At 53.5% G+C, this 22,376-nt stretch carries 16 protein-coding genes and 1 pseudogene; 9 read left to right on the forward strand and 8 right to left on the reverse strand.

Features of this window, described 5'->3' with window-relative positions:
- Positions 1-213: 213 nt before the first annotated feature.
- The 5 genes from QNK41_RS12465 (at position 214) to QNK41_RS12485 (ending at position 5,596) form a co-directional block, all read left to right on the forward strand.
- Complete coding sequence (locus tag QNK41_RS12465; RefSeq protein ID WP_319257345.1) at positions 214-924, forward strand: histidine phosphatase family protein; 711 nt, start codon at positions 214-216, stop codon at positions 922-924.
- Positions 925-1,118: 194 nt separating this feature from the next.
- Positions 1,119-2,348, forward strand: a complete 1,230-nt coding sequence (locus tag QNK41_RS12470; protein WP_319257348.1) for an acyl-CoA dehydrogenase family protein — start codon at positions 1,119-1,121, stop codon at positions 2,346-2,348.
- A 548-nt stretch (positions 2,349-2,896) separates the two neighbouring features.
- Positions 2,897-3,601 carry a TetR/AcrR family transcriptional regulator gene (locus QNK41_RS12475; RefSeq protein ID WP_319257350.1) on the forward strand — a complete coding sequence of 235 codons (705 nt, stop codon included), beginning with the start codon at positions 2,897-2,899 and terminating at the stop codon, positions 3,599-3,601.
- Positions 3,598-4,665 (forward strand): phosphotransferase family protein, encoded by a 1,068-nt coding sequence (locus tag QNK41_RS12480; RefSeq protein WP_319257352.1) that lies wholly within the window; start codon positions 3,598-3,600, stop codon positions 4,663-4,665. Before QNK41_RS12475 ends, QNK41_RS12480 begins: the two co-directional genes overlap by 4 nt.
- Before the next feature lie 172 nt (positions 4,666-4,837).
- Positions 4,838-5,596 carry an SDR family oxidoreductase gene (locus QNK41_RS12485; protein ID WP_319257354.1) on the forward strand — a complete coding sequence of 253 codons (759 nt, stop codon included), beginning with the start codon at positions 4,838-4,840 and terminating at the stop codon, positions 5,594-5,596.
- Between the two features lie 94 nt (positions 5,597-5,690).
- Here the strand turns inward: QNK41_RS12485 and QNK41_RS12490 are convergent, their stop codons facing one another.
- Positions 5,691-8,897, reverse strand: a complete 3,207-nt coding sequence (locus QNK41_RS12490; RefSeq protein ID WP_319257356.1) for a PAS domain S-box protein — start codon at positions 8,895-8,897, stop codon at positions 5,691-5,693.
- 469 nt (positions 8,898-9,366) lie between these two features.
- Between QNK41_RS12490 and QNK41_RS12495 the strand changes: the two genes are divergently transcribed.
- Together QNK41_RS12495 and QNK41_RS12500 are read left to right on the forward strand one after the other, a co-directional pair.
- Positions 9,367-11,589, forward strand: coding sequence for an ATP-binding protein (locus QNK41_RS12495; protein ID WP_413815148.1), 2,223 nt, complete (start codon positions 9,367-9,369; stop codon positions 11,587-11,589).
- 83 nt (positions 11,590-11,672) lie between these two features.
- Positions 11,673-11,981, forward strand: coding sequence for a PAS domain-containing protein (locus tag QNK41_RS12500; protein WP_319257361.1), 309 nt, complete (start codon positions 11,673-11,675; stop codon positions 11,979-11,981).
- Between the two features lie 7 nt (positions 11,982-11,988).
- Here QNK41_RS12500 and QNK41_RS12505 read toward each other — a convergent pair whose 3' ends face one another.
- From QNK41_RS12505 to rarD, 5 genes are all read right to left on the reverse strand, one after another.
- Complete coding sequence (locus QNK41_RS12505; protein ID WP_319257364.1) at positions 11,989-12,963, reverse strand: rhomboid family intramembrane serine protease; 975 nt, start codon at positions 12,961-12,963, stop codon at positions 11,989-11,991.
- Between the two features lie 86 nt (positions 12,964-13,049).
- Positions 13,050-13,880, reverse strand: coding sequence for a carboxylating nicotinate-nucleotide diphosphorylase (gene nadC, locus QNK41_RS12510; RefSeq protein ID WP_319257366.1), 831 nt, complete (start codon positions 13,878-13,880; stop codon positions 13,050-13,052).
- 389 nt (positions 13,881-14,269) lie between these two features.
- Positions 14,270-16,921 carry a valine--tRNA ligase gene (locus QNK41_RS12515; RefSeq protein ID WP_319257369.1) on the reverse strand — a complete coding sequence of 884 codons (2,652 nt, stop codon included), beginning with the start codon at positions 16,919-16,921 and terminating at the stop codon, positions 14,270-14,272.
- A gap of 114 nt (positions 16,922-17,035) precedes the next feature.
- Positions 17,036-18,229, reverse strand: a complete 1,194-nt coding sequence (locus QNK41_RS12520) for a hypothetical protein (RefSeq protein ID WP_319257372.1) — start codon at positions 18,227-18,229, stop codon at positions 17,036-17,038.
- Between the two features lie 244 nt (positions 18,230-18,473).
- Positions 18,474-19,385, reverse strand: coding sequence for an EamA family transporter RarD (rarD, locus tag QNK41_RS12525; protein WP_319257374.1), 912 nt, complete (start codon positions 19,383-19,385; stop codon positions 18,474-18,476).
- A gap of 256 nt (positions 19,386-19,641) precedes the next feature.
- Between rarD and QNK41_RS23060 the strand changes: the two genes are divergently transcribed.
- Together QNK41_RS23060 and QNK41_RS12530 are read left to right on the forward strand one after the other, a co-directional pair.
- Positions 19,642-19,752, forward strand: coding sequence for a DUF2238 domain-containing protein (locus QNK41_RS23060; protein ID WP_413815149.1), 111 nt, complete (start codon positions 19,642-19,644; stop codon positions 19,750-19,752).
- Between the two features lie 4 nt (positions 19,753-19,756).
- The gene (locus tag QNK41_RS12530; protein WP_319257376.1) at positions 19,757-20,044 is read left to right on the forward strand and encodes a PBPRA1643 family SWIM/SEC-C metal-binding motif protein; all 288 of its coding nucleotides are present in this window, start codon (positions 19,757-19,759) and stop codon (positions 20,042-20,044) included.
- Positions 20,045-20,168: 124 nt separating this feature from the next.
- Here the strand turns inward: QNK41_RS12530 and QNK41_RS12535 are convergent, their stop codons facing one another.
- Together QNK41_RS12535 and QNK41_RS12540 are read right to left on the reverse strand one after the other, a co-directional pair.
- Positions 20,169-21,647: a tetratricopeptide repeat protein gene (locus QNK41_RS12535; protein WP_319257378.1), complete on the reverse strand. Its 1,479-nt coding sequence runs from the start codon at positions 21,645-21,647 to the stop codon at positions 20,169-20,171.
- 339 nt (positions 21,648-21,986) lie between these two features.
- A pseudogene (locus tag QNK41_RS12540) lies at positions 21,987-22,376 on the reverse strand (phosphofructokinase); the annotation flags it as partial.

Here is a 22,376-nt window from a genome sequence, read left to right on the forward strand (position 1 = left end):
CTCAGGATGGAACATGAATGTTCGCCGTAAGGATCTTGATCGGTTTTACATTCGCTCGCTTAAGCTCGCTTTCGCGGCCCGCAAGCCTTGATCTCGGGCTTTTTACAAATCCGTTGGAAATGAAACTTCTATGGTATGAAATGGATGGTCGCCAATAGAAAAAAAAGACAGCCTGCTGCAATTCCAATTTGGCTGATCCGGGAGACCCGTTCCATGAGTATCTTGTATCTGATTCGACACGGCCAGGCCTCCTTCGGCACATCGGACTACGATGCGCTTTCGAACCGGGGACGGCACCAGGCCCGTGTTCTGGGCGCCTTTTTTCTCGAGGCCGGCATCCGCTTCGATGCTTGCTGGTCCGGCACCCTGAGGCGGCAGCAACAGACCCTCGGTGAAGTCCGGGACACGTATCTGAAGGCAGGGCTTGACATGCCGCTTCCGACTGAAACGGCAGCCCTTGATGAATACGACTACGAAGCCATTCTTCGAGCGTTGGTGCCGATCATCGAAAAAGAGGACCCGGCCTTTATCAGAGATGTCGGCCGCATGTTGTCGGACCGGCGGGCGTTTCAAAAGGTGTTCGGACGGGTGATGACCAGTTGGGCATCCGGTTTGGATACCGTGGATGATCGGTTCAGCTGGCCCACATTCGCCAAAAGCGTGACAACCGGTATCCAGGGCATTATCGATCGCAGCGACCGCGGCGGTCACGTCGCCGTTTTTACTTCAGGCGGTCCCATTGCTGCGACAGTCGGTAGGGTGACAGGCCTTTCAGCAGAAAATACCGTGGCGCTTTCATGGCAGTTGGTCAATGCGTCTATCACCCGCTTCAAATTCAGCGACGGGCAAATCAGCCTGGCCACTTTTAATGAACAGGGTCATCTTGAACGAGAAGGAGAGATCGGTCTGATTACGTATCGATAGTCACTTCTAATCAATTTTGACGGTCTCGTAAAAAGTCCGATATCGGCGTTACGCTTCATCCTTCGTCACTGCGGCGTACCGTAAGTACGCCTCATTCCTTAAGGATTCGCAAGCCTTGATCTCGGGCTTTTTACGGAACCGTCTGGAATGCGACTTTTTACTGCTTCATCAATTTTAGCCAAAGGAAGAACAATATGGACTTTCAAATCTCTGAAAAAATGCAGGTGATTCTGGAGATGATGAACGAGTTTGTGAACAAGGAACTCATCCCACTGGAAGCGGAATTCCTGGATCGCGAGTTTGTGGATCTTCTCCCGGTGCTGGCGGAAAAACGCAACATGGTTCGGCAGATGGAATTGTGGGCACCCAACCACCCCAGGGAATTGGGGGGCATGGGCCTGGATCTGGTCGAGCACGGCCTGGTGTCCGAAGTGTTGGGGCGAACGCCCATCGGCCACTATGTGTTCAACTGCCAGGCGCCCGATGCCGGAAACATCGAGATCCTGCATAAGTACGGCAACGAATCCCAGCAGGGGCAGTATTTAAGACCCCTGGTGGACGGGCGAATCCGCAGTTGCTTTTCCATGACCGAGGTGGACATGCCTGGCTCCAATCCGACCATGCTGGAAACCACGGCCGTAAAGGACGGCGATGATTACGTGATCAACGGCCAGAAATGGTATACCACGTCGGCGGATGGTGCCGCTTTTGCCATTGTCATGGCCGTCACCAATCCCGACGCTTCTCCTTACATGCAGGCCAGCATGATCATCGTGCCCACTGACAATCCCGGTTTCAACCTGGTGCGCAACATCCCGGTCATGGGGCATCGGGGAACCGATTACGCCTCCCACGGAGAAATTCTTTACCAGAACTGCCGGGTGCCCCGGACGAACCTGCTTGGGCCGGAAGGGCACGGTTTCGTGATCGCCCAGGAGCGGTTGGGGCCCGGCCGCATCCACCACTGCATGCGCTGGATCGGCATCGCCCAGCGCGCCTTCGACCTCATGTGCCAGCGGGCCAACACGCGCAAAATGTCGCCTGACGGCAGGACCCTGGGATCAAAGCAGATCGTCAGGGCCTGGATCGCGGAAAGCGCGTCAGAAATCCAGGCTGCCCGCCTGATGACCCTGCACGCCGCCTGGAAAATCGAAAAAGAGGGGGCCAAGGCCGCGCGCCACGAGATATCCTTCATCAAGTTTGTGGTGGCCAACACCCTCCAGCGGGTGGTTGATCGGGCGCTCCAGGTGCACGGCGGACTGGGCATGACCGACGACACTGTGCTGGCCTATTTCTTCCGCCATGAACGGGCGGCGCGAATATATGACGGGGCGGACGAAGTCCACAAGATGTCCGTGGCCCGGCATATCCTTCGCGCCCATGCCGAGGGCGGTTTGAAAGCGGCGTTGAACCTGCCGGGATAAAGACGGTTCAGGGCAATCAAAAAAGATGAACGTCGAACATCGAACGTTGAACGTCGAATGATGAGATCGCTTTGCTCCATCGTTTGATAAAATAATAAAGACAAAATCTCTTTCTGTTGCCCCCTCCGTGACCTTGAGTTCTGGGTTCACGGTTCTGGGTTTGGCTTTGAGCCTTGAGCTTCGAGCTTAATAGCTTAACAGCTAATATGTTTATGGTTCCGGGTTCAGCGTTCTGGTCTCTGGTTTCTGGTTGTTGACAGGTGGAAGCGTGGTGAAAGATGGGACGCTGAAGGCAGAGGACGGAAGACGGAAGACAGAAGACAGAGGACTGAGGACTGAGGTCGGAGGTTGGAGGTTGGAAGACAGAAGACGGAGGTCGGAAGTCGGAAGTCGGGAGTCGGAAGACGGAGGACAGAGGACAGAGGACAGAAGGCTGAGAAGAGAGGACTGAAATGGGAATTCGGGAATGTCGGGATTAAGAAATGGTAGGAGCGGCTTCCAGCCGCGATCAAAATCATCATCAATGACCCATTTATAGAGAAACGGCAATGGATCTGAAGTCATTTGAAAAGCAGGTCGCTGTATCGACCACGGATATCTGCAGGCAAATTTTCGAGAGCCGATCCCACTCCATTAAAATCAAAAAGGAACAGGTGGCGGTCAGGAACCTGGTAAGAATTTTCAAGGCTACGCTCAAGCTGGCCAACCGGAAGGGGTTTCATGCCATGAGCCTTCGGGATCTGTGTGCCGAAAGCGGTATGTCCATGGGCGGGCTGTACGCCTATTTTATTAACAAGGAGGAACTGCTGACCCTGATTCAGGAGCAGGGCAGGGCCATTGTGGCCCGGGTGATGGACAATCAACTGCACGGCATCGAGGATGCCGAACAGGCACTGGAAATGGCCATCCGCAGCCACCTCTATCTGTCCGAAGTGCTGCAGCCCTGGTTTTTTTTCTCGTATATGGAGACCCGATTTTTCCATGCCGAGGAAGGCAAACGGGCCATTGCCGGGGAACTGCAGACCGAAGCCATTTTTTCCGGCATTCTGGAACGTGGAATGGCCGGTGGCGCCTTTGACATAAAGGATCCGTTGCTGGTTGCCGCTGCCATTAAGGCCCTGCTTCAGGACTGGTATTTGAAGCGATGGAAATACAAAAGGCGCAAGATTTCGGTCGAAGCCTATGCAGATTTCGTCATTTCCATGGTCAGCGCCTATGGCGCGGTTGAAACCATGAAGGGAGAAAAAAAATGACTTCTCTTGATCAGGCCAAGGCGGTTCGTCAGGGAGAATCTCTGGATGCCGAAAAGATTGCAGCTTATCTGAAAGAGAAATTGCCCCGTTTGGATGGCCCGGCAACGGTCCGCCAGTTTCACAGCGGTTTTTCAAACCTGACCTACCTGATAAGCATGGGTGAAACCGAGCTGGTGCTACGTCGGCCGCCATTTGGCAAGAAAGCCAAGACGGCCCACGACATGAGCCGTGAATACCGCATACTCAGGGCGCTGAAGCCCGTCTTCCCTCATGTCCCTGAACCAATGGCCTACTGCGACGATCCGGCGGTCATGGACGCGCCCTTTTATGTGATGGAACGCATGCGGGGCGTGATCCTGAGAAAAGAACTGCCCGACGCACCCGCCCTCGGTTCGCCGGCTGCCGGTCGGCTCTGCCGGCGATGGGTGGATGTGCTGGGTGATCTTCACCGCCTTGACTACCAGGGATGCGGACTGGCGGATCTGGGCAACCCGGATGGTTATGTTTCCCGGCAGGTCCATGGTTGGTCCAAACGCTACCGCGACGCCCGCACCGATGACGTGCCGGATTTCGAAACGGTCATGGCCTGGTTGAACGCCGGCATGCCGCCTGATTGTTCAGCACCCGCCCTGGTTCACAACGATTACAAGTTCGACAACGTGATTCTGGACCCCGCCGATCTTACCCGGATTATCGGTGTGCTGGACTGGGAGATGGCCACCATCGGCGATCCGCTCATGGACCTGGGCGCCTCTTTGGGGTATTGGATAGAAGCGGATGACAGTGACGAACTGAAGCTGATCCGGACGCTGCCGACCCTGTGCCCCGGGATGCTGACCCGGCGTCAGATCGTCGCGCTGTACGAGAAAAAAACCGGCGCGACCATAGAGAATTTTGCCTGGTATTACTGCTTTGGCCTGTTTCGGCTGGCGGTGATTGCCCAGCAGATCTACTACCGCTTTTTCCATGGCCAGACCGCCGACAAACGTTTCGGGATGCTGGGGTTCGCCGTGGGGATATTGGAGAAGGCGGCGGTGAGGGTTATTGAGACGGGAGAATATTGAATGTCGAATTTCGAACCGCAGAATGTCGAAGGAAGGAATGCTGTCAGATTTCAAATGATGACATCGCGAAGTGATCCATTCCTTGGACATTCATGATTGGACATTGGACATCCTGTGGTTCTCTTTTTTCTTCTTACAAGGAACCACAGAATATCGATTGAGAGGAGGCACAATGGTATCGTTTGATTTGAAAGGCCGTATCGCCTTGGTCACCGGCGCCAGCCGGGGCATCGGCCAGGCGATTGCAGAGACACTGGCCGAGCAAGGTGCAGAAATGATTGTGGTAAGCCGGAAGTTGGAGAGCCTGGAAACGGTCGCGGCAGGGATTCGCGAGAAAGGCGGCAAGGCGGTATGCTTTGCCTGCAACATGGGAAGTCTTGAAGGCATCGATTTGCTTTACGAGAAAATTTGTGAACGCTACGGGCGACTGGACATCCTGGTGAACAATGCCGCCACCAATCCCTATTTTGGCGAGATGGCCACCGTCGATGAAGGCGTGTGGGAGAAAACCCTCGAAGTGAACCTGAAAGGCCCCTTTTTCATGATTCAAAAGGCCATTCCCCTCATGCAGGTGGCCGGAAAAGGCGCGGTGGTGAACGTTTCGTCAGTCAACGGCATCCGACCGGCTGTGTTTCAGGGCGTCTATTCGATCACCAAGGGGGCGCTGATCACCATGACCCAGGCCTTCGCCAAGGAGTTGGCCCCCCATCATATCCGCGTCAATGCGTTGCTGCCGGGATTCACGGACACCCAGTTTTCCTCGGTGCTCATGCAGAACAAAGAGATCTACGACATGGTGGTCGCTCAGATTCCCTTGAAACGCCATGCGGAGCCCATGGAGATGGCCGGAGCGGTGCTATACCTGGTTTCGGACGCGGCATCTTATACCACCGGTGCCTGCATCCCTTGTGACGGTGGGTTGCTGGCATAGCCGCCGGCTTTCAGCTGAGCGGAGGGTTAAGTGAAATCATCCCGATGTCTTTTTCTGGATGCACTTGACCCAGACGGTATCTGAGCCAGAATCGTCACGCCTTGATTACCGCATTCAGCAGCTGGCTCATATCTTGAATCAGATACGGCTTCTTAACGGCACCGCAGAACCCGTAACGGGCGTAGTTGGCCATCACCGGGTCATTTGAATATCCGCTGGAGACAATCGCCCGTACGTTGGGGTCCAACGCACGAAGCTGGCGAACGGTTTCTTTTCCGCCCATGCCGCCAGGTACCGTCAAGTCCAGTATCACTGCATCGAAGGGATTACCGGCGGAGAGCGCCTCTTTGTAAATATCTACGGCGGCCTGACCATCCTGAGCCAGCACCACGTCATACCCCATTTTGGGAAGCATGACCGAGACCAGTTCCCGGATGAAATCCTCGTCATCCATCACCAGTATGCGTCCGTGACCGGCAAGTAGACTCTCGGTTTTCCTGGTGTCGATCACATGCGTTCCTTCAGAAGCGGGCAGCAGAATGGTGAACGTGGTGCCGTGGCCAAATTTGGAATCCACGGTCAATTGACCATCGTGTTTGGCGATGATGCTGTAGGCCACAGCCAGGCCCAGCCCGCTACCTTTTTGCTTGGTGGTGAAGTACGGGTCGAATATTTTTTTCAGATGCTCCGGGTGGATGCCTGTGCCCTCGTCTTGGATGGACAGTTGAATATGTTTGCCGGGTTTGAGGGCATATGGATTGTCGAGGAACAAGATCACATTGGTTCCCTGGATCAACACGGTGCCGCCGTTGGGCATGGCTTGATCGACGTTGATGATGAGGTTGTGCACGACCTGAGCGATTTGACCGTCGTCTACATCGGCAGGCAGCAGGCCTTCGTCAATACTGAACGTGCAGCGGACGTTGGATCCGTGCAGGGCAAATTGTGCGGATTCACGAACCAGGTCGCCAATATTGGTGGTGTGCTTTACGGGTTCACCACCCTTGGAAAAGGTAAGCAACTGGTGGGTCAGGTCTTTAGCCCGGACCGCGGCTTTCTCCATCTCGTCAAGCGCACGTGACACCGGATTGCCGGGCTGCACATCCAACTTGGCCAGCGACAGATTGCCGATGATGCCGGTTAAAAAGTTATTAAAATCATGGGCAATTCCACCTGCCAGCACCCCCAGGGACTTCAATTTTTCCATCTTCAGCAACTCTTCTTCGATTCGCTGCTGACCGGAAATATCGCGAAATACCAACACCACTCCGATGATCTCGCCCTGAAGGTCCAGAATCGGTGCACCACTGTCGGCTATAATACGTTCCCGGCCGTCCCTGGCCATCAGGATGGTGTGGTTGGCCAGACCGACGATCTGCCCGGTGGACAGGACGCGGTCCACCGGGTTGGCACAGGGCTCTCCGGTTCGTCCGTTAACAATCCGAAACACATCCATCAATGGGCGGCCAATCGCCCCTGCTTCTATACATCCTGTCAGGTCTTCCGCAATCGGGTTCATGAGGGCAATTCGACCTTCACGATTCGTGGTGATCACGGCATCGCCAATGCTGCGCACGGTCACCGCCAGGCGTTCTTTCTCTGCGGCTAACTGGTTGGCAGCCTGGCGTTCTTCGGTAATGTCCCGGATGGTACCGAGAATACAACGTTCGCCGCTGATCTCAATCATGGCGCCACATACAGAACCCAAACGCAAACTTCCGTTTTTAACTCGGAAATAAAGTTCCATATCGCGGGCAGCCCCCTTCCGAAGAATCTCGCCAACGTATTTACGGCGCTCCTTCGGATCAGTCCACAGGTGAAGCTCCGTTACGCTGTTGCGGCCGACAACCTCCTCCCTTGAATAGCCGGTGGCTTTGCTGAAACTGTCGTTAACGTCGAGGATCACACCATCTTCCAGGCGGGTGATGAAGACCGTGTCCGGATTCATTTGGAATACCCGTGAAAACTTTGCTTCGGATTCCCGAAGTGCCTGCTCGGCGACCACGCGGGTCGTAATATCTTCTACGATTCCTTGAAAATGCGTGATCGTACCGGTGTGGTCCCGGCGGATGAATGTCTGGTCATTGACCCAGCGAACGGTACCGTCCGCTGCGACAATTCGATAAGGCTCATGGACGAACGCCGTCCGACCCGGTTCCTGGCTGTTGGTGGCGACTTCATGGGCAACCCGTTCCATGTCGTCCGGGTGAACCACCTTACTGAAAAGGATGCGGCCCGATAAAAAATCGGTGTCCGAGTACCCGAAGATATGACCGACATTCCGGGTGACGAATTCCACCGGCCAGTCCGTCTCGTTGCGCCACAGGAAGGCTGCCACCGGGCTTTTCTCGATGATGTCAAAGGTTTCGCGACGCGATTGCTCAGCAGACTTGCGCTCCCGGATGTCCCGGACGATGGTCAAATACAATCCCGCTTCCTCGAGCCGATTGTTGGCGACTTCCACCGGTATTGGGGTGCCGTCTTTGTGGAGGTCCATCGTCTCAAAGGGCTTTCCCTGATGATCGACTATTTCCCTGCTCAACACACGGCCCGGCTCACCACGGTATTCAGGCGCCTGTATGTCGTAGACTTTCATCGAAAGCAACTCTTCCCGGCTGTAACCCAAAAGATCACAGGCCTGCTTGTTGACATCGAGGATCTCGTCGCGATCGTTTTCAATAAAAAGGGCATCACCTGCGATTTCGAAGAGCATACGGTACTGAGCGCTGCTGGTCTTGAGAGCCTGCTCGGCATCTACCAACGATTTGGACTGCCGGGCGACTTCGAGTTTGAGATCCTGCTTTTCTTTACGCAGCGCCTCTTCGGCGCATTTCAGCTCGGTGACGTCATGCATGATGGCCATGACTCGGGGTGTGCCGTCGCCGTCATCTAGTGTTGACGTGGAGATGCGCAGGTTACGTTTCTCCCCGTCGGCCCGGGTGATCTCCCACGTTTCCGCTTCCAGATTGACCCCCTTACGCATCTTCGCCATACGTGAGATGGCTTCGGCTTGAACGTCCGGGTCAGGATAGACACTTTGATACCAGCCCTTGCGGTTGATTTGCTCCCGGTCGTACCCGCTCAATTCGACCATGCGTCGATTCCAGAAGGTGAACCTCACAAAGGGAAAGTCATCAATGGCGTGGCACACGCAAATCCCGTCGGCGGCGTGTTCAAAATCGGCCAATCCAAAGGCCTCTGAAGAACAGCTATCGTACTGGCCTTTGCGGCGGGCTTTTAATTGATCCTCCAGGTTGGCAATACGCCGGATCAATATTTCACGGCTGGGATGATCTTCCATTCTGATTCCATTCTGTATGGTCAGGTGTGGGTGAGATAAGTATTAGAACATATCACAAAAATAATCTAAGTGCCCATGGCAGCGTTATGAATCGACTCAAAATGCTCACATACAACATGTATGCTCCGCTTTTTCGCCGTTGCATACCTTGCCCTGAACCCTGATCCTTGTTTTTGAGAACCGTTCTAGTGATAAATATCGAATGATTGTGGCCATGTCAATGTGGGCAGGAAAGTAGACCACCAAAACCTTTCGTTGCATGGGACGTTATCGAAGTTCTCAGGAAAGGGTGCATCGTTATTCCCAGGCAACGTGCTTGGCAAATTCAAGACTTGAAAAAAGATGGATTTTATGATCAGTTATCGACAAGTTTCAATTAAAAGAAATCACGCCGCCATCCGAGCCACCACCAATCGCATATCATTCGATCGTTTGCGATTGGCACCTTCATCCTTGAACTGGAATCATCATGAGCGCTGTCTGGATCAAAAAGGTTCGATCGGTATATGAAAGCTTCATTTTTTCCGATATCCGCCTTGAAGATAAAAGACGCGTCGCTCTGCATATCACCCTGTCTTTAGTTGGAATTATCTTCCTTTTCATTTTTAGTATCCTGGCCATCATTCAGAAGAATATTCCGCTGGCAACGGCGGACATCGTCGCGGCGATGATCCTGGCTGGCAACCTTTTCGATCTGCAAAAAAGAAAAAAGATTCGCTTCAACATTCTGTTTGGATTAACCATAATCTCTTTTTTGTTTATCTTCCTGTATGTCACCGGCGGTGCCGGCCAATCGGCGTTTGTATGGTATTTTACCTACCCTTTGATCGCCTGCTATCTGTTGGGTTCATTTTACGGTATCATCGCCACCCTCTTGATGATCATCCCCGTTATGATCGTTGCTTTTTACGGTTCTATTTTTACCTTTGTTACCGATTACGATCCCAATCTTGAATTCAGAATCATGGGTGCTTATCTCGTGGTCAGCTTCTTTGCCTATGTCTTCGAGCGCCACGGTGAAAATAACCGCAAAGAACTTAAAGAGATCAACGAATCGCTCGAAAAAATTATCGAAGCCCGAACGATCGAATTAACCCGGAGTAACGAACAGCTGAAAAAAGAGATTGAATACAGGATCGCCGCCGAAAATACCGTTCGCTTGTCACAAGAGAGTCTCACAACGATCATGGACAGCATCGATTCCACCATCTACGTGGCAGACAAGGAATCGTGCGAAATATTATTTATGAACAAAACCATGCAGGACCTGTTTGGCCAAGATCTGAGCAATCAAATCTGCTGGGAATCCATTTTAAAATCGTCGACCCCATGCCAACGATGCATGACCCGCACATTGGCGGATGAAAACGGGACGCACCCTGGTGCCGCAATTTGGGAAGGCATCAATCCCATTACCAATAAATGGTCGATCAATGTCGAACGTGTCTTGCCATGGGTGAATGGTCGCCATGCCTACCTCCACATCGCCACCGATATATCTCACTTGAAAAAACTGCAGGATGAGCGCGAAAAAATGGAAGCGCAGCTTAATCGCGCTCAAAAAATGGAAGCCATCGGAACGTTGGCAGGAGGCGTTGCCCACGACCTCAACAATGTCCTTTCGGGTATCACCAGCTACCCGGAAATGCTGCTCTGGAACCTTGACGACGCCAACCCGATGCATAAACCCCTCATGACCATTCAAAAAGCAGGGGAGAAAGCGGCCGAAATTGTACAGGATCTGCTGACTCTTGCCCGAAGAGGCGTGACGGCGAAAGAGGTTGTTGATTTAAATGATATCATCGGTGATTACTTGGATTCGCCTGAATACGCCAAGATGATGTCCTACCATAACAAAATAGCCGTTACATCCACTTTAGATCCTAACCTGCTGTCTTTGAAGGGTTCTCCGATACATATCTGCAAGACCATCATGAATCTTGTCTCCAATGCGGCTGAAGCACAGCCGGATGGCGGAGAAATTGTCATTTCGACCTATAACCGGACCGTTGACCTGCCGGAAAAGGGATTTGAAGATATCCGCCAGGGAGATTTCGTAACCTTGGAAATATCGGACAAGGGGTGCGGTGTATCAGAAGAAGATAAAGAACGCATTTTCGAGCCCTTTTACACCAAGAAAGTGATGGGCAGAAGCGGGACCGGTTTGGGCATGGCTGTGGTTTGGGGTGCGGTTCAAGACCATCATGGGTTTATCGATATTAAAAGCAAACTTGGTGAAGGCACTACATTTTACCTATATTTTCCAGTTACCAGAGAATATGCAATGAAAGGGAAAGATCGTGTCCCCGTTTCGGAATACATGGGTAAAGGGCAGTTGGTTTTAATTGTGGATGACAATGAAGATCAACGAATCATCGCCTCAGGCATTTTAGAAACGCTCAATTATAAAACGACAGCCGTCGCATCGGGTGAAGAAGCCATCGTCTGCATGAAAGAAAAAAAAATGGATATACTGTTGTTGGACATGATCATGGAGCCGGGGATGGACGGTTTGGAAACCTATGAACAGGCAATTGCGATCCATCCAAAACAAAAAGCAATTATCGCAAGCGGATTTGCCGAAAACGACCGTGTCAAAGAAGTTCAGCGGTTGGGTGCCGGGCAGTTCATTAAAAAACCCTACACCATCGAAACGATTGGCCTTGCCATAAAAAAGGAGCTGGACAATTAAGTTACTGTGTTGAAACGTTTTTCCCATTCGTCCTCTAATTGGCTTGTTACTGAGCGGTGTAGAATCTGGACTGGAGTGAGACCATGGAAATAGATCAGCTGGTTGATGAAAACTATCTGCGGGCTATTCTGGAGACCTTTCCCATTCCTGTTCTTATTGTGGACACAGGCCTGACCATCCACGATGCGAATCATGCATCCAGAAAACTACTTGGCGATGATATCAGCGCAAAGATGAAGCAATGGCACCGATTTGCTCATTTTGCCGTAAAGTCAGAGATGACTCAAACTATTGGCAGGAAGTTGAACACTATTTCGCAAAATACTCAACTATCCGATTCAGTCACGGCGTCTGTCCCGATTGTAGAGAAAAGTATTACTCGGAATTTTTAAAAGATGATTAAATATGCTGAACCTTGACCTTGAGCATCATGTCGCCCCGGGTGCCGTCGGATTTGGCTTTGCCCACATTTTTTAACCGCAGCACCTGGCCGTCGGCAATTCCCTGGGGCACCACGACATTGTACAGGCGATTCTGCAATCCCCTGGGGACGGTGATCAGTTTACGTGCACCAACCATGGCTTCGTATTGGGTGATCGTGAGGGTTCCGTATAGGTTGAGTTTCTCCTCGCCGCTGGCGGTTTTTACCACCTGAAAGCGGTGGGATCGCTTCTTTTCGGTGGCGTGGCGCAGCCGGTCGGTAACGCCGGTGGCCGGTATGCGGTCGAACAGTTTGAGAAAGATTACGCCGAAGACGAATCCGCCGATATGGGCCCACCAGGCGATCCCGCCGGCATGCCCGGAACTTCCCGCAGCATTAAAAATTTGCAGGAGTAACCAGATCCCCAGAAAAAAGAAAGCCGGGATTTCCACGAACCAGGGGATGAAGATGATTGGGATCAGGGTGAGTATGCGTGAACGAGGGTAGAGAATAAAATAGGCCCCCATGATACCGGCGATGGCACCGCTGGCGCCGATGGTGGGTATGTTGGAGTGGGCATTGAAGAGCAGTTGCGTCATGCCCGACGCCAGACCGCACAGCAGGTAGAAGACGATGTATCGTACCGGTCCCAGATGATCTTCGACATTGTCGCCGAAAATGTATAGGGACCACATGTTCCCGATCAAATGCATGAATCCGCCGTGAAGAAACATGAAGGTGAACAGGGAGATGACCCGCTGGCCGAGGGAGAAGTAAGCCGACACCTGGGGGACGGTGAACTTTGCAGGGACCAGCCCGTAAAGGTAGACGAAATGGTCCTGGGCCGGCCCCTGGGCCAATTGTACCAAAAAAAACACCACATTGATGCCGATGATGGTGTTGTTGACCACCGGGACGGTTTTGATCGGTGTGGTGTCGCGAATAGGGATCATATCATTAAGGATTGAGGGATTAAGGAATTTTGGAATTGGCACGACAAGGCCTTGTTGAACTGAAAATTCCTAAATTCCTAAATTCCTCAATTCGGTTTGATGTTCATGCTCAGGTCCATGGCCACGGCCGAGTGGGTCAGGGCGCCGATGGAGATGAGGTCCACCCCGGTTTGGGCCAGGTCATTCAGACGTCCCCGGGTGACATTGCCGGACGCTTCAACCAGGGCCTTTTTGTCGATCAAACGAACAGCCTGGCGGATCTGACCCAGATCCATGTTGTCGAGCATGATGACGTCCGCACCGGCGGCCAGGGCCTCTTTTACCTCTTCAAAGGTGGCCGTCTCCACCTCTACTTTTACCAGGTGGGAGATCTGTTGCCGGACTTTTTTTACCGCATTGGCGATACCGCCGGACACGGCGATGTGATTGTCCTTGATCAGTACACCGTCGTACAGGCCCATGCGGTGGTTGTGGGCGCCGCCCATGCGCACCGCGTATTTTTCCAGCACTCGCCAGCCCGGGGTGGTCTTGCGGGTATCCACCAGTTTCACCGCTGTTCCCGCGACCTCCCTGACAAATGCATGCGCCTGGGTGGCAATGCCGGACAACCGCTGCAGAAAGTTCAAGGCGGTGCGCTCGCCCTTTAACAGGGCGCCCAGCGTTCCGTCAATCCTGACCACCGTGCTGCCGGCAGGAATCCGGTCCCCATCCCTAAAAAGGGGGTCAAAACCAATTTGCGGTTCGAGAGCCCTGAAAACCTTCTCTGCCACCTGGAGGCCGGCGACTACCAGATCCTGCTTGGCGACGATCGTACCCTTTCCCCGGGTCTCCGGGGCCACCAGGTTGTCGGTGGTGATGTCACCAGGGCCGATGTCTTCTTTCAGGGCCAGTTGTATCAGATCATCTGTGGTGTGCATGGTTCACCTTCTATGAAACTTCATAACATTCGGATTGTCCGTTAGCAGAAGGTTAGAAAGCAACAAATTACAAATAACAAATCTCAAATAAATTCCAAACTAAAATATCCAAATCTCAAATGGGGTCAACAGCCAATAGTAGATTCTCATTTCTCATTTTGATTCCTCCACTATTGATGATTGAACCGCGATAGCGAGCGCATTCCTCGCCGCTTGCGGCGGGGTTTGCGAGCGAACTGAAAATCGATTTTTTATCCTTACGGTGAACCCTCCCCGCGGCTTTCCGCGGGGAGGGTTCAATTTGGCTATTGTGATTTATTTGGTTTTTGGTTGTTGTGATTTGTTTTTTAACCTAAAAAGCACGAATATGGAATTATGCATTGAAGGGGTCAAGCCATCATATCCTTGACTCGCTCCAAGGTTGCCTCTAAAGCATGCTGTTTTTCCAGCATGGCGGCGTGCTTCTCGCGGACACCGTCCACGACATCGGCGGGTGCTTTTTTGAGAAAATCCTCGTTGCCCAGTTTTTTGTTCATGCCCGACAGGTCTTTGGACAACTTGCCGATCTCCTTTTCCAGACGGACTTGCTCCTGGGCAAAATCGATGATGCCTTCCAGCAGGACGTATACGGTGGCCCCGTTTACCAGGACCGTTGCCGCCGCTTTGGGCCGCCCCATTGCCGCGTCAACCGTGATGTGCTTCAGCCGGGCCAGATTTACGATCAGGTCGCTGTTAGTCTCCACCACCGTGCCGGTCTCTGGGTTCTCTGGCTGAACTGCCACGTTCAGGGGCGTGGAGGGAGAAATGTTCATCTCACCGCGCACGTTGCGGATGCCAGTGATTACGGCAATGACCGTTTCCATCTGCATTTCGGCCGCCGGATCGTCGCCGGGCTGGATATGCTCCGGCCAGGTCGCTTTCATGATCGAGCCCTCGGTGCCTGGCAGTGAATGCCAGATCTCCTCGGTGACAAAGGGGGCAAAGGGGTGTAGCAGGATCAGAGCCTCCTTGAACACATGCCACAACACCGACAGGGTGGCGGCCTTTCCCTCGTTGCCGGCCTTGTCGTACAGGGCGGGCTTGATGGCCTCCAGGTACCAGTCGCAAAGCTCATGCCACACAAACTGGTAGACGGCGCCGGCGGCTTCGTTGAACTTGTAGGCATCTAAGGCTTCTTCGGTCTGCCGTGCTACCCGGTTCAGCCTGGAAAGGATCCAGCGGTCCTGCAGGGAAAGATTTTTCTCATCGATGGCATCGTAGCCCGTCTCCAGATGCATGAGAGAAAACCGGGCGGCGTTCCAGAGCTTGTTAATGAAGTGGCGATAGCCCTCCACCCGTTTTTCACTCATCTTCACATCCCGTCCCTGGGCGGCAAAAGCGGCCAGGGTGAAGCGGAAGGCGTCGGTTCCGTATTGGTCGATGACGTTAAGCGGGTCGATGACGTTACCCTTGGATTTGCTCATCTTTTTGCCTTCTTCGTCACGAACCAGGGCGTGCACGTAGACATCATGGAAGGGGATCTCTTTCATGAAGTGGATGCCCATCATCATCATCCTGGCCACCCAGAAAAAGAGGATATCGAACCCGGTGACCAGCACCGAGGTGGGGTAGTAGGTCTTCAGCAGTTGGGTTTGCTCCGGCCACCCCATGGTGGAAAAGGGCCACAGGGCCGAGCTGAACCAGGTGTCCAACACGTCGGTTTCCTGAACAAGGTCGCTGGAGCCGCAATCCGGGCAGACATCGGGCGCGTCCATGGCCACGATCATTCTGCGGCAGCCCTGACAGGTCCAGGCCGGGATCTGGTGCCCCCACCAGATCTGTCTCGAAATGCACCAGTCGCGGATGTTAAGCATCCACTCGTAGTAGGTCTTGGTCCACGATTCGGGGATGATGCGCGTCTTGCCCGTCTCGACGGCCTGGATGGCCTTTTCGGCCAGCGGTTTCGCCTTGACGAACCACTGGCGCGAGAGGTTGGGTTCCACTATGGTCTTGCAGCGGTAGCAATGGCCCACGCTGTGGCGGTGAGGTTCCACCCGTTCCAGCAGTCCTTCGGCCTCCAGCGCTTCCACCACGGCCTCGCGGCAGGCAAAACGGTCCATGCCTTTAAACCGGCCGGCCGCATCGGTCATGCTGCCGTCGTCGGCGATGACCTTGACGCTGGGCAGGTCGTGGCGCACCCCGATGTCAAAGTCGTTGGGGTCGTGGGCCGGCGTTACCTTCAGGGCGCCGGTGCCCGTAGACAGGTCCACGTAGGTATCCCGTACAATGGGGATCTCACGGTTCATCAACGGCAGGATCACGGCTGTTGCAGACAGACCGTTGTAGCGTTCGTCTTCCGGGTGAACGGCAACGGCCGTGTCGCCCAGCATGGTCTCCGGACGGGTGGTGGCGACGACCACCGAACCAGAGCCGTCGGCATAGGGATAGCGGATATGATAGAAGTGGCCGTCCAGGTCTTCGTGTTCAACCTCCAGGTCGGACAGTGCCGTGTTGCAGCGGCAGCACCAGTTGATGATGTAGTTCCCCTGGTAGATCAGGCCTTCGTCGTAGAGCTGGACGAATACTTTCCTCACTGCCTGGGAGAGCCCTTCGTCCATGGTGAACCGCTCCCGGTCCCAATCACAGGATGCACCCAGACGCTTGAGCTGATTGATGATGGCATTGCCATATTCCTTGCGCCAGCCCCAAACGGCTTCGATGAAATTTTCCCGTCCCAGCTGGTGCCGGTCGGTGCCCTCGGCAGCCAGTTTTTTCTCCACCACGTTCTGGGTGGCGATGCCGGCATGGTCCGTTCCGGGCATCCACAGGACGCTGTCCCCCTTCAGGCGGCGATAGCGGCACATGATATCCTGCATGGTGATGTTCAGGGCGTGGCCCATGTGCAGCACGCCGGTGACGTTGGGCGGCGGAATGACGATGGAATAGGGTTTTTTGGTCGTGTTCTCATCGGCGGCAAACAGTTTTTCCTGCTCCCAGTAAGCGTACCAGCGTTTTTCAACTGCTTCGGGGGAATAACTTTTTTCGAGCAAATCGCGGTTCATGGGCTAAACGCTCCTTGTACAATACGTTTCTCAGGCACAGAAAAATGAAAAGGGGATTAAGGATAATCCCCGTGTGAGTTTGTTGAGTGTTGTTTGAGGCTGGCGGACCGACGACTATCCGACCCTATCGTCGTCGTCCTCCAGGAGGGCATTTTTGATTCTGGCGATTTCTCGCGTCACCGTTTTTTCGATGGTACGGATCATCAGCTGTTCGATCTTCTCACCATATATTTTTTCGATGGTACGCGCCAGTGCCGCTTCAAGCTGCGCCTCGGTCAGGGGGAACGGCTCGGACGGCGAAACGGGGAGAACCATGGCGGCAGGGGCTGGCTCAGGGATATCCGGCGAGGTTTCCGGTGGGTCATCAGCGATAGCGGGCGTTTCCCCTTCATTTATGGTTGCCGCATTATCGTTGAAGACCATGAAGTCGCTGTCCGGTCCGGCTGTTTCGGCTGCCTCCTCGATTGTTTCAACATCATAGACATTCCCAGCGTCTGTCAATACGGCTTGTGCGCGGCTCTCCAGGTCTGAAAATTCGTCGTCCGTTTCAACAGCTGCGCTTGTTTCCGCCGTTTGTGACTCCACGGCATCCAGCAAGTCTACGATCGGTTCATCCTCCGGTATGGTTCCGGCTGCCTCTTCAGGCGTGGTGGCAGAATCCTGCATTCCGGATGCGGCGGTATCGGCTTCCAGGGTGGTCGCCACATTCATTAGGTCAATTACCTCATCCTCTTCTTCCACGGTTCCGTTCGTCTCTTCCGGCATCGTGCCAGGAGACTGCAGTTCGGTTCCGTCGGCGTCGCCTTCCATAGTCGCCGCCACGTCCAGCAGATCGATGACGTCATCCTCATCCTGCGGGGTTCCGGCCGATTCTTCAGACATCGAGGCGGAGACTTTCGGACCAGCCTCGACAACATCGGCTTCGGGGGTTGTCGCCACATCCATGAGATCGATCACCTCTACTTCACCTTCATCATCGGTGGGTGCGGTGGCGGATTCCGCTACCGGTTCGACGGCAGATGTTTCCGGGGAAGCGGTCACATCCGTCAGATCGATGATTCCCTCATCCGTGTCTTCCGGCAAGTCTGTCGTTTCTTCTTCAGGAAGGGCATTCACAAGGGGGATTACCTCCTCCACTGGTCCAACCATGGCTTCCGATGGCTGATCCGGCTGTTCAATAATGTCGTTAAGCTCGATGACATCGTATCCATTTCCCTCTTCGACGATCTGGGTCAATTCAATGACCTCCTTATCGTTCAGGTCCTTACCGCTTTCCGTCTGCGGATCGGGCTTCTGGCGACCGTCCATAAGTTCTCCCCCATAAACCTTGGTTAATATAAATCGTGTTTTCAGTTACGCCGGGTATCATTCAGGTTTTGCCATGTATCCATCGCTCTCGGTGACGCTCGACGCGAGATTGTAGATACCGAGCAAAATGTTGTCGAGAAAACGCTACCACAAGGTGAAAACCCTGTCAAGTTATTTGGATTCTTGACAAAATCTACAATTTTCGAGTTCACGCGCATGGTATCGATCCATTAAAAACTTCTCATCATTTGACACCGTGTTTTCGATTGGCACGTACGGTGTCCCAGGAGTAAATGGCCAGTGCCGTCCAGATCAGTCCGAAGGTCACTGCCTGAATTCTTGTGAACGGCTCTCCGAACACGGTGATCCCCAGCAGAAGCATGCCTGTGGGGGCTGTGTATTGGATGAATCCCAAGGTGGCCAGGGTGATGCGTTTGGCGCCGAGGTTGAAAAGCAGCAGGGGCGTGGCCGTAAGGATCCCCGTGCCCAATAGCAGCAGGTCGGTTTTAATCCCGGAATACAAAAATGCCCCGGAACGGATTTGATGCAGGTGAAACACCCATATGCCGGCGGGAATGGTCAGCAGCAGCGTTTCCACGGTCAGGCCCACCAAAGCGCCGACGGCCGCCACCTTTCGGACCAGTCCGTAAATGCCGAAACTGAAGGCCAGCGCCAGGGAGACCCATGGAAACACACCATACCGAAAGGTGAGGTTGAGTACACCCAGTGTTGCAAGAACCACTGCCACGGCCTGGGCCCGACGCAGCCGTTCGCGCAGGAACACCATGCCCAGAACGATGTTGACCAGTGGGTTGATGTAGTAGCCCAGACTGGCCTGGAGCACGCGTTCGTTGTTGACTGCCCAGATATAGATGAGCCAGTTGCCGCCAACCAGGATCGATGTGATCAGGAGAATGGACAGCATTTTAGGGCTTTTAATCGTTTTTTGGAATTCGGCCCATCTGCGGCCAACACATACCAGCGGCATGAGAAAAGCAAACGACCAGAGGATACGATGCAGGATGATCTCGAACGCCCCCACGCCGTGAAGGGCTTTCCAGTAGATGGGACTCAGCCCCCATATAAGAAAGGCGAAAAATGCGAAGAGGGCACCGGCCCCGGACTGTTGATCCGCTAAAGGTTGGTTGTCATTCATCAGCGGTGAACTGGCCCCCATTAAGATTGGCAGAAGAACTCTTTTATCAGAAACAGGTGGGTGGTCAATAGGGAATCTTCAATCACATTTCCTGAGGGTAACGGACAAACGACCGTAAATTCTGGATTGGTTGACAACACAATTGTTTATAGTAGTATAGGTGATCATTGTAAGAAAGATGCTTGAAAGTGGAACAACCTTTTAGGCGTGTATCCGTTTTCATTCTGCACCATCAAGTAGAATCGGTATCGGATTTATCTGGACAGGAGAATTTACCGAAGCTTTTCTAGGTACGCAAGTCTATGTGTGGGACACACAATCAGATATGGTATTGGCTCTATTGATTCTTATCAAACTTTTATGGTGAAAAGATGCAAAAAATATTTGATGGCAAAAAGACGGCGAAATTAGGAACTGAAACGAATCCTGCGGTTGTAAATGTACAAACAGAAAAAAGAGTGAAAGAGTTGAAATCGGTATTTGAAGAAAACAACTGGAACCATACCATTACTGTGGACCCGGATAAACCTGAGGATATTACGGATTTAGATATATTGTTGAACCCACTGACAACAAGGATTGCCGAAAAGACCGTTGGACGCAATGAACCCTGCCCCTGTGGAAGCGGTAAAAAATATAAAAAATGCTGTGGTAACTAATGCTTTAGCAGGCGTTCATAATAAACCCAACCTGCCCGTACCCGCGATGTAGCGCATAAAGAAGGTGTTGTCTTGAACAGCCTGTTAAGCGGATCGCGGACCCTGGGAAACATCGCCGGCAACTTCATTTGGCGCTCTCCGGATAGACTCTTTCAAACAGCTCGTTTGCCGAGTCCGAATCCAGGCCTTTCAGGATTTCATACTGGTCCAGGGCGAGTTTGCGGCGACCCTGATTGAAGTATGTCAGGCCAAGGTTGTAGTGGGCGGCAGCCATGCGCGGATTGGCACGAATGGCAAGCGTGTAGGCACGGACCGCCTCTTCGGGTCGGTCCATGCGGTTGTAGGTCACGCCGATGTTGTAGTGGATCAATTCGTTGTCCGGTTCCAGGCCGCCGGCTTGCGTGAAGAGTGCCATCGCTTCCTCGAAGTGGCCGGTTTTGCCCAGTGTTGCGCCCAGATCGAGCAGCGTCGGAATATGGTCCGGTTGGTGATCCAGTATTGCCTTGAACGTCTCGACCTGCTCTCCGGTGCGATCCAATTCGCCATACGCCCGACCCAGTTCGAACTGTGCCCGCAGGTTGGCAGGATCGATGCGAATCACCTCCAGCAGGGTGGGGATGACCTGCTCGAACTGCCCGATGGTTTTGTAATACATGGCCAGGATAAAATGGGCCAATTCATTGTCCGGGTCCTGCTCAATGGGCCGCTTGTAGGCGGCGATAGCCTCATCCGGCCGATCGAGGCCGACATAGCAACTGCCCAGCCCATACCAGGCGTCGGGATCACCCGGGCTGGCATCAGCCGCCTTTTTAAAATAGGTCAAGGCCTCTTCGTATTCTCCCTGTATGGTGAGGCGGGAACCCTTGCTGCAGAGCGCTGCCGCCAGTGCGGGACCCTGCCTCGAGTTTCGGATGGTCCACTCGGCAATGGAGGGTTGCGACGCTTCGTCGGTCAGCATTTCAAGTGCGTCTACGGAGACGGCAAAGTTAAGATTCTGACCCCTGGCTATCTGAAAGGTGACCACGCCAACCACCTTTCCGTCGTGATTGAGCACCGGACCGCCGCTGGATCCCCGGGAGATCGGGGCGGTCAGTTGAAACACCGTTCCACCGGCCGGCATCTCGCGCACAGCCGAAATGATTCCTTCGGAAACGGTCTGTTCCAAACCCATTGGGCTGCCGACTACGAGAACACTGTCCGCAACGGCGGGTTGCTCCCTGGCAAGAACGACAGGCGTCGTCCGGCTGCCCGCGATATCCACGCGGACCTTGATCAGATCGACCAGCCGGTTTTTGGCCAGGACCGCTGCCACCGGGTATTGACTGCCGTCCACTGTTTTGATGCTTGCGCTGTAGGCACCTTCCAAAACGTGGAAATTGGTCACCAGTATACCGCTTTCTGTAATGAAGAATCCGCTGCCGATGGATGATATGTCCCCATCCACATCATAATTAACGACCGTCACGACCGATTTTTGTATCGGCCCCACCAATTCCTTCAGGCTCCCCGGCGGTTGTCGAAAAAGTTCAGGCCCAGTGGAACAGGCACCGCCAACAAGCGCTGAGGCTGCAATCATTAACATGACGAACCGATTTCGGATCATGAGTACCCCTCACCTCGGTAAACGAAAAACCGACGATTGCACAACAACATCATCATCTTCAACTATATGGATGTTTTCGGGCTTTTCAACCGGACCTATACCGGTGGTTGATTCGGCGATTCCTTATGGTCCGGCAGACTGCGGCAACAAAAAATGTGTCGAAAAAGATGGGTTGGACATACGTTTTATATTTTGGATGGGTAAATTGAACTGCGATAGCGAGTTAATTTCCCGCCGCTTGTCGGAGCGAAGCAGAGATCCCGCTCATGGGGCCGTGGGAAGGGTTCAAAATATACATCGAACGGCAAGCCAACGTCTGGTCTTTTGGACCAAGATTCTTTATTCGGCGACTTTCTCACCTGATGAAGAGAGGTGGCCACCCAGCGCATTGAGGAGTAAGGTGATGGGTCGGTCTTCCTCGCTGTTGCCGGCAAAGCGGATGGGTCCCGGGTGACGGTAGTGGTCTTCCTCCGGTGTCGCTGCCAGCCATTTGTCGCGGAATGTTTTCACGACTCGGAATGCCGGTGAGTTGACGTCTACGATGCTTTTCTCAAGCACCAGTTCAAGCTTGCTTTTGCGCTCCTCCAGGTGCATGAGCGGGGCGATGGGAATACCGATGGGGATCCAACCGTTAAAATCCTGCTCCAGGTTCAAGATGGCGGCCATCTGGCCGGTGGCGCCGTTGGCGATCAGGCTGTACACGGTCTGGCCCAGGTTGTAGGTATAGGT

Origin of the sequence: Desulfosarcina sp. (assembly GCF_033791525.1) — a bacterium.
In the GTDB taxonomy this organism is placed as follows: domain Bacteria; phylum Desulfobacterota; class Desulfobacteria; order Desulfobacterales; family Desulfosarcinaceae; genus Desulfosarcina.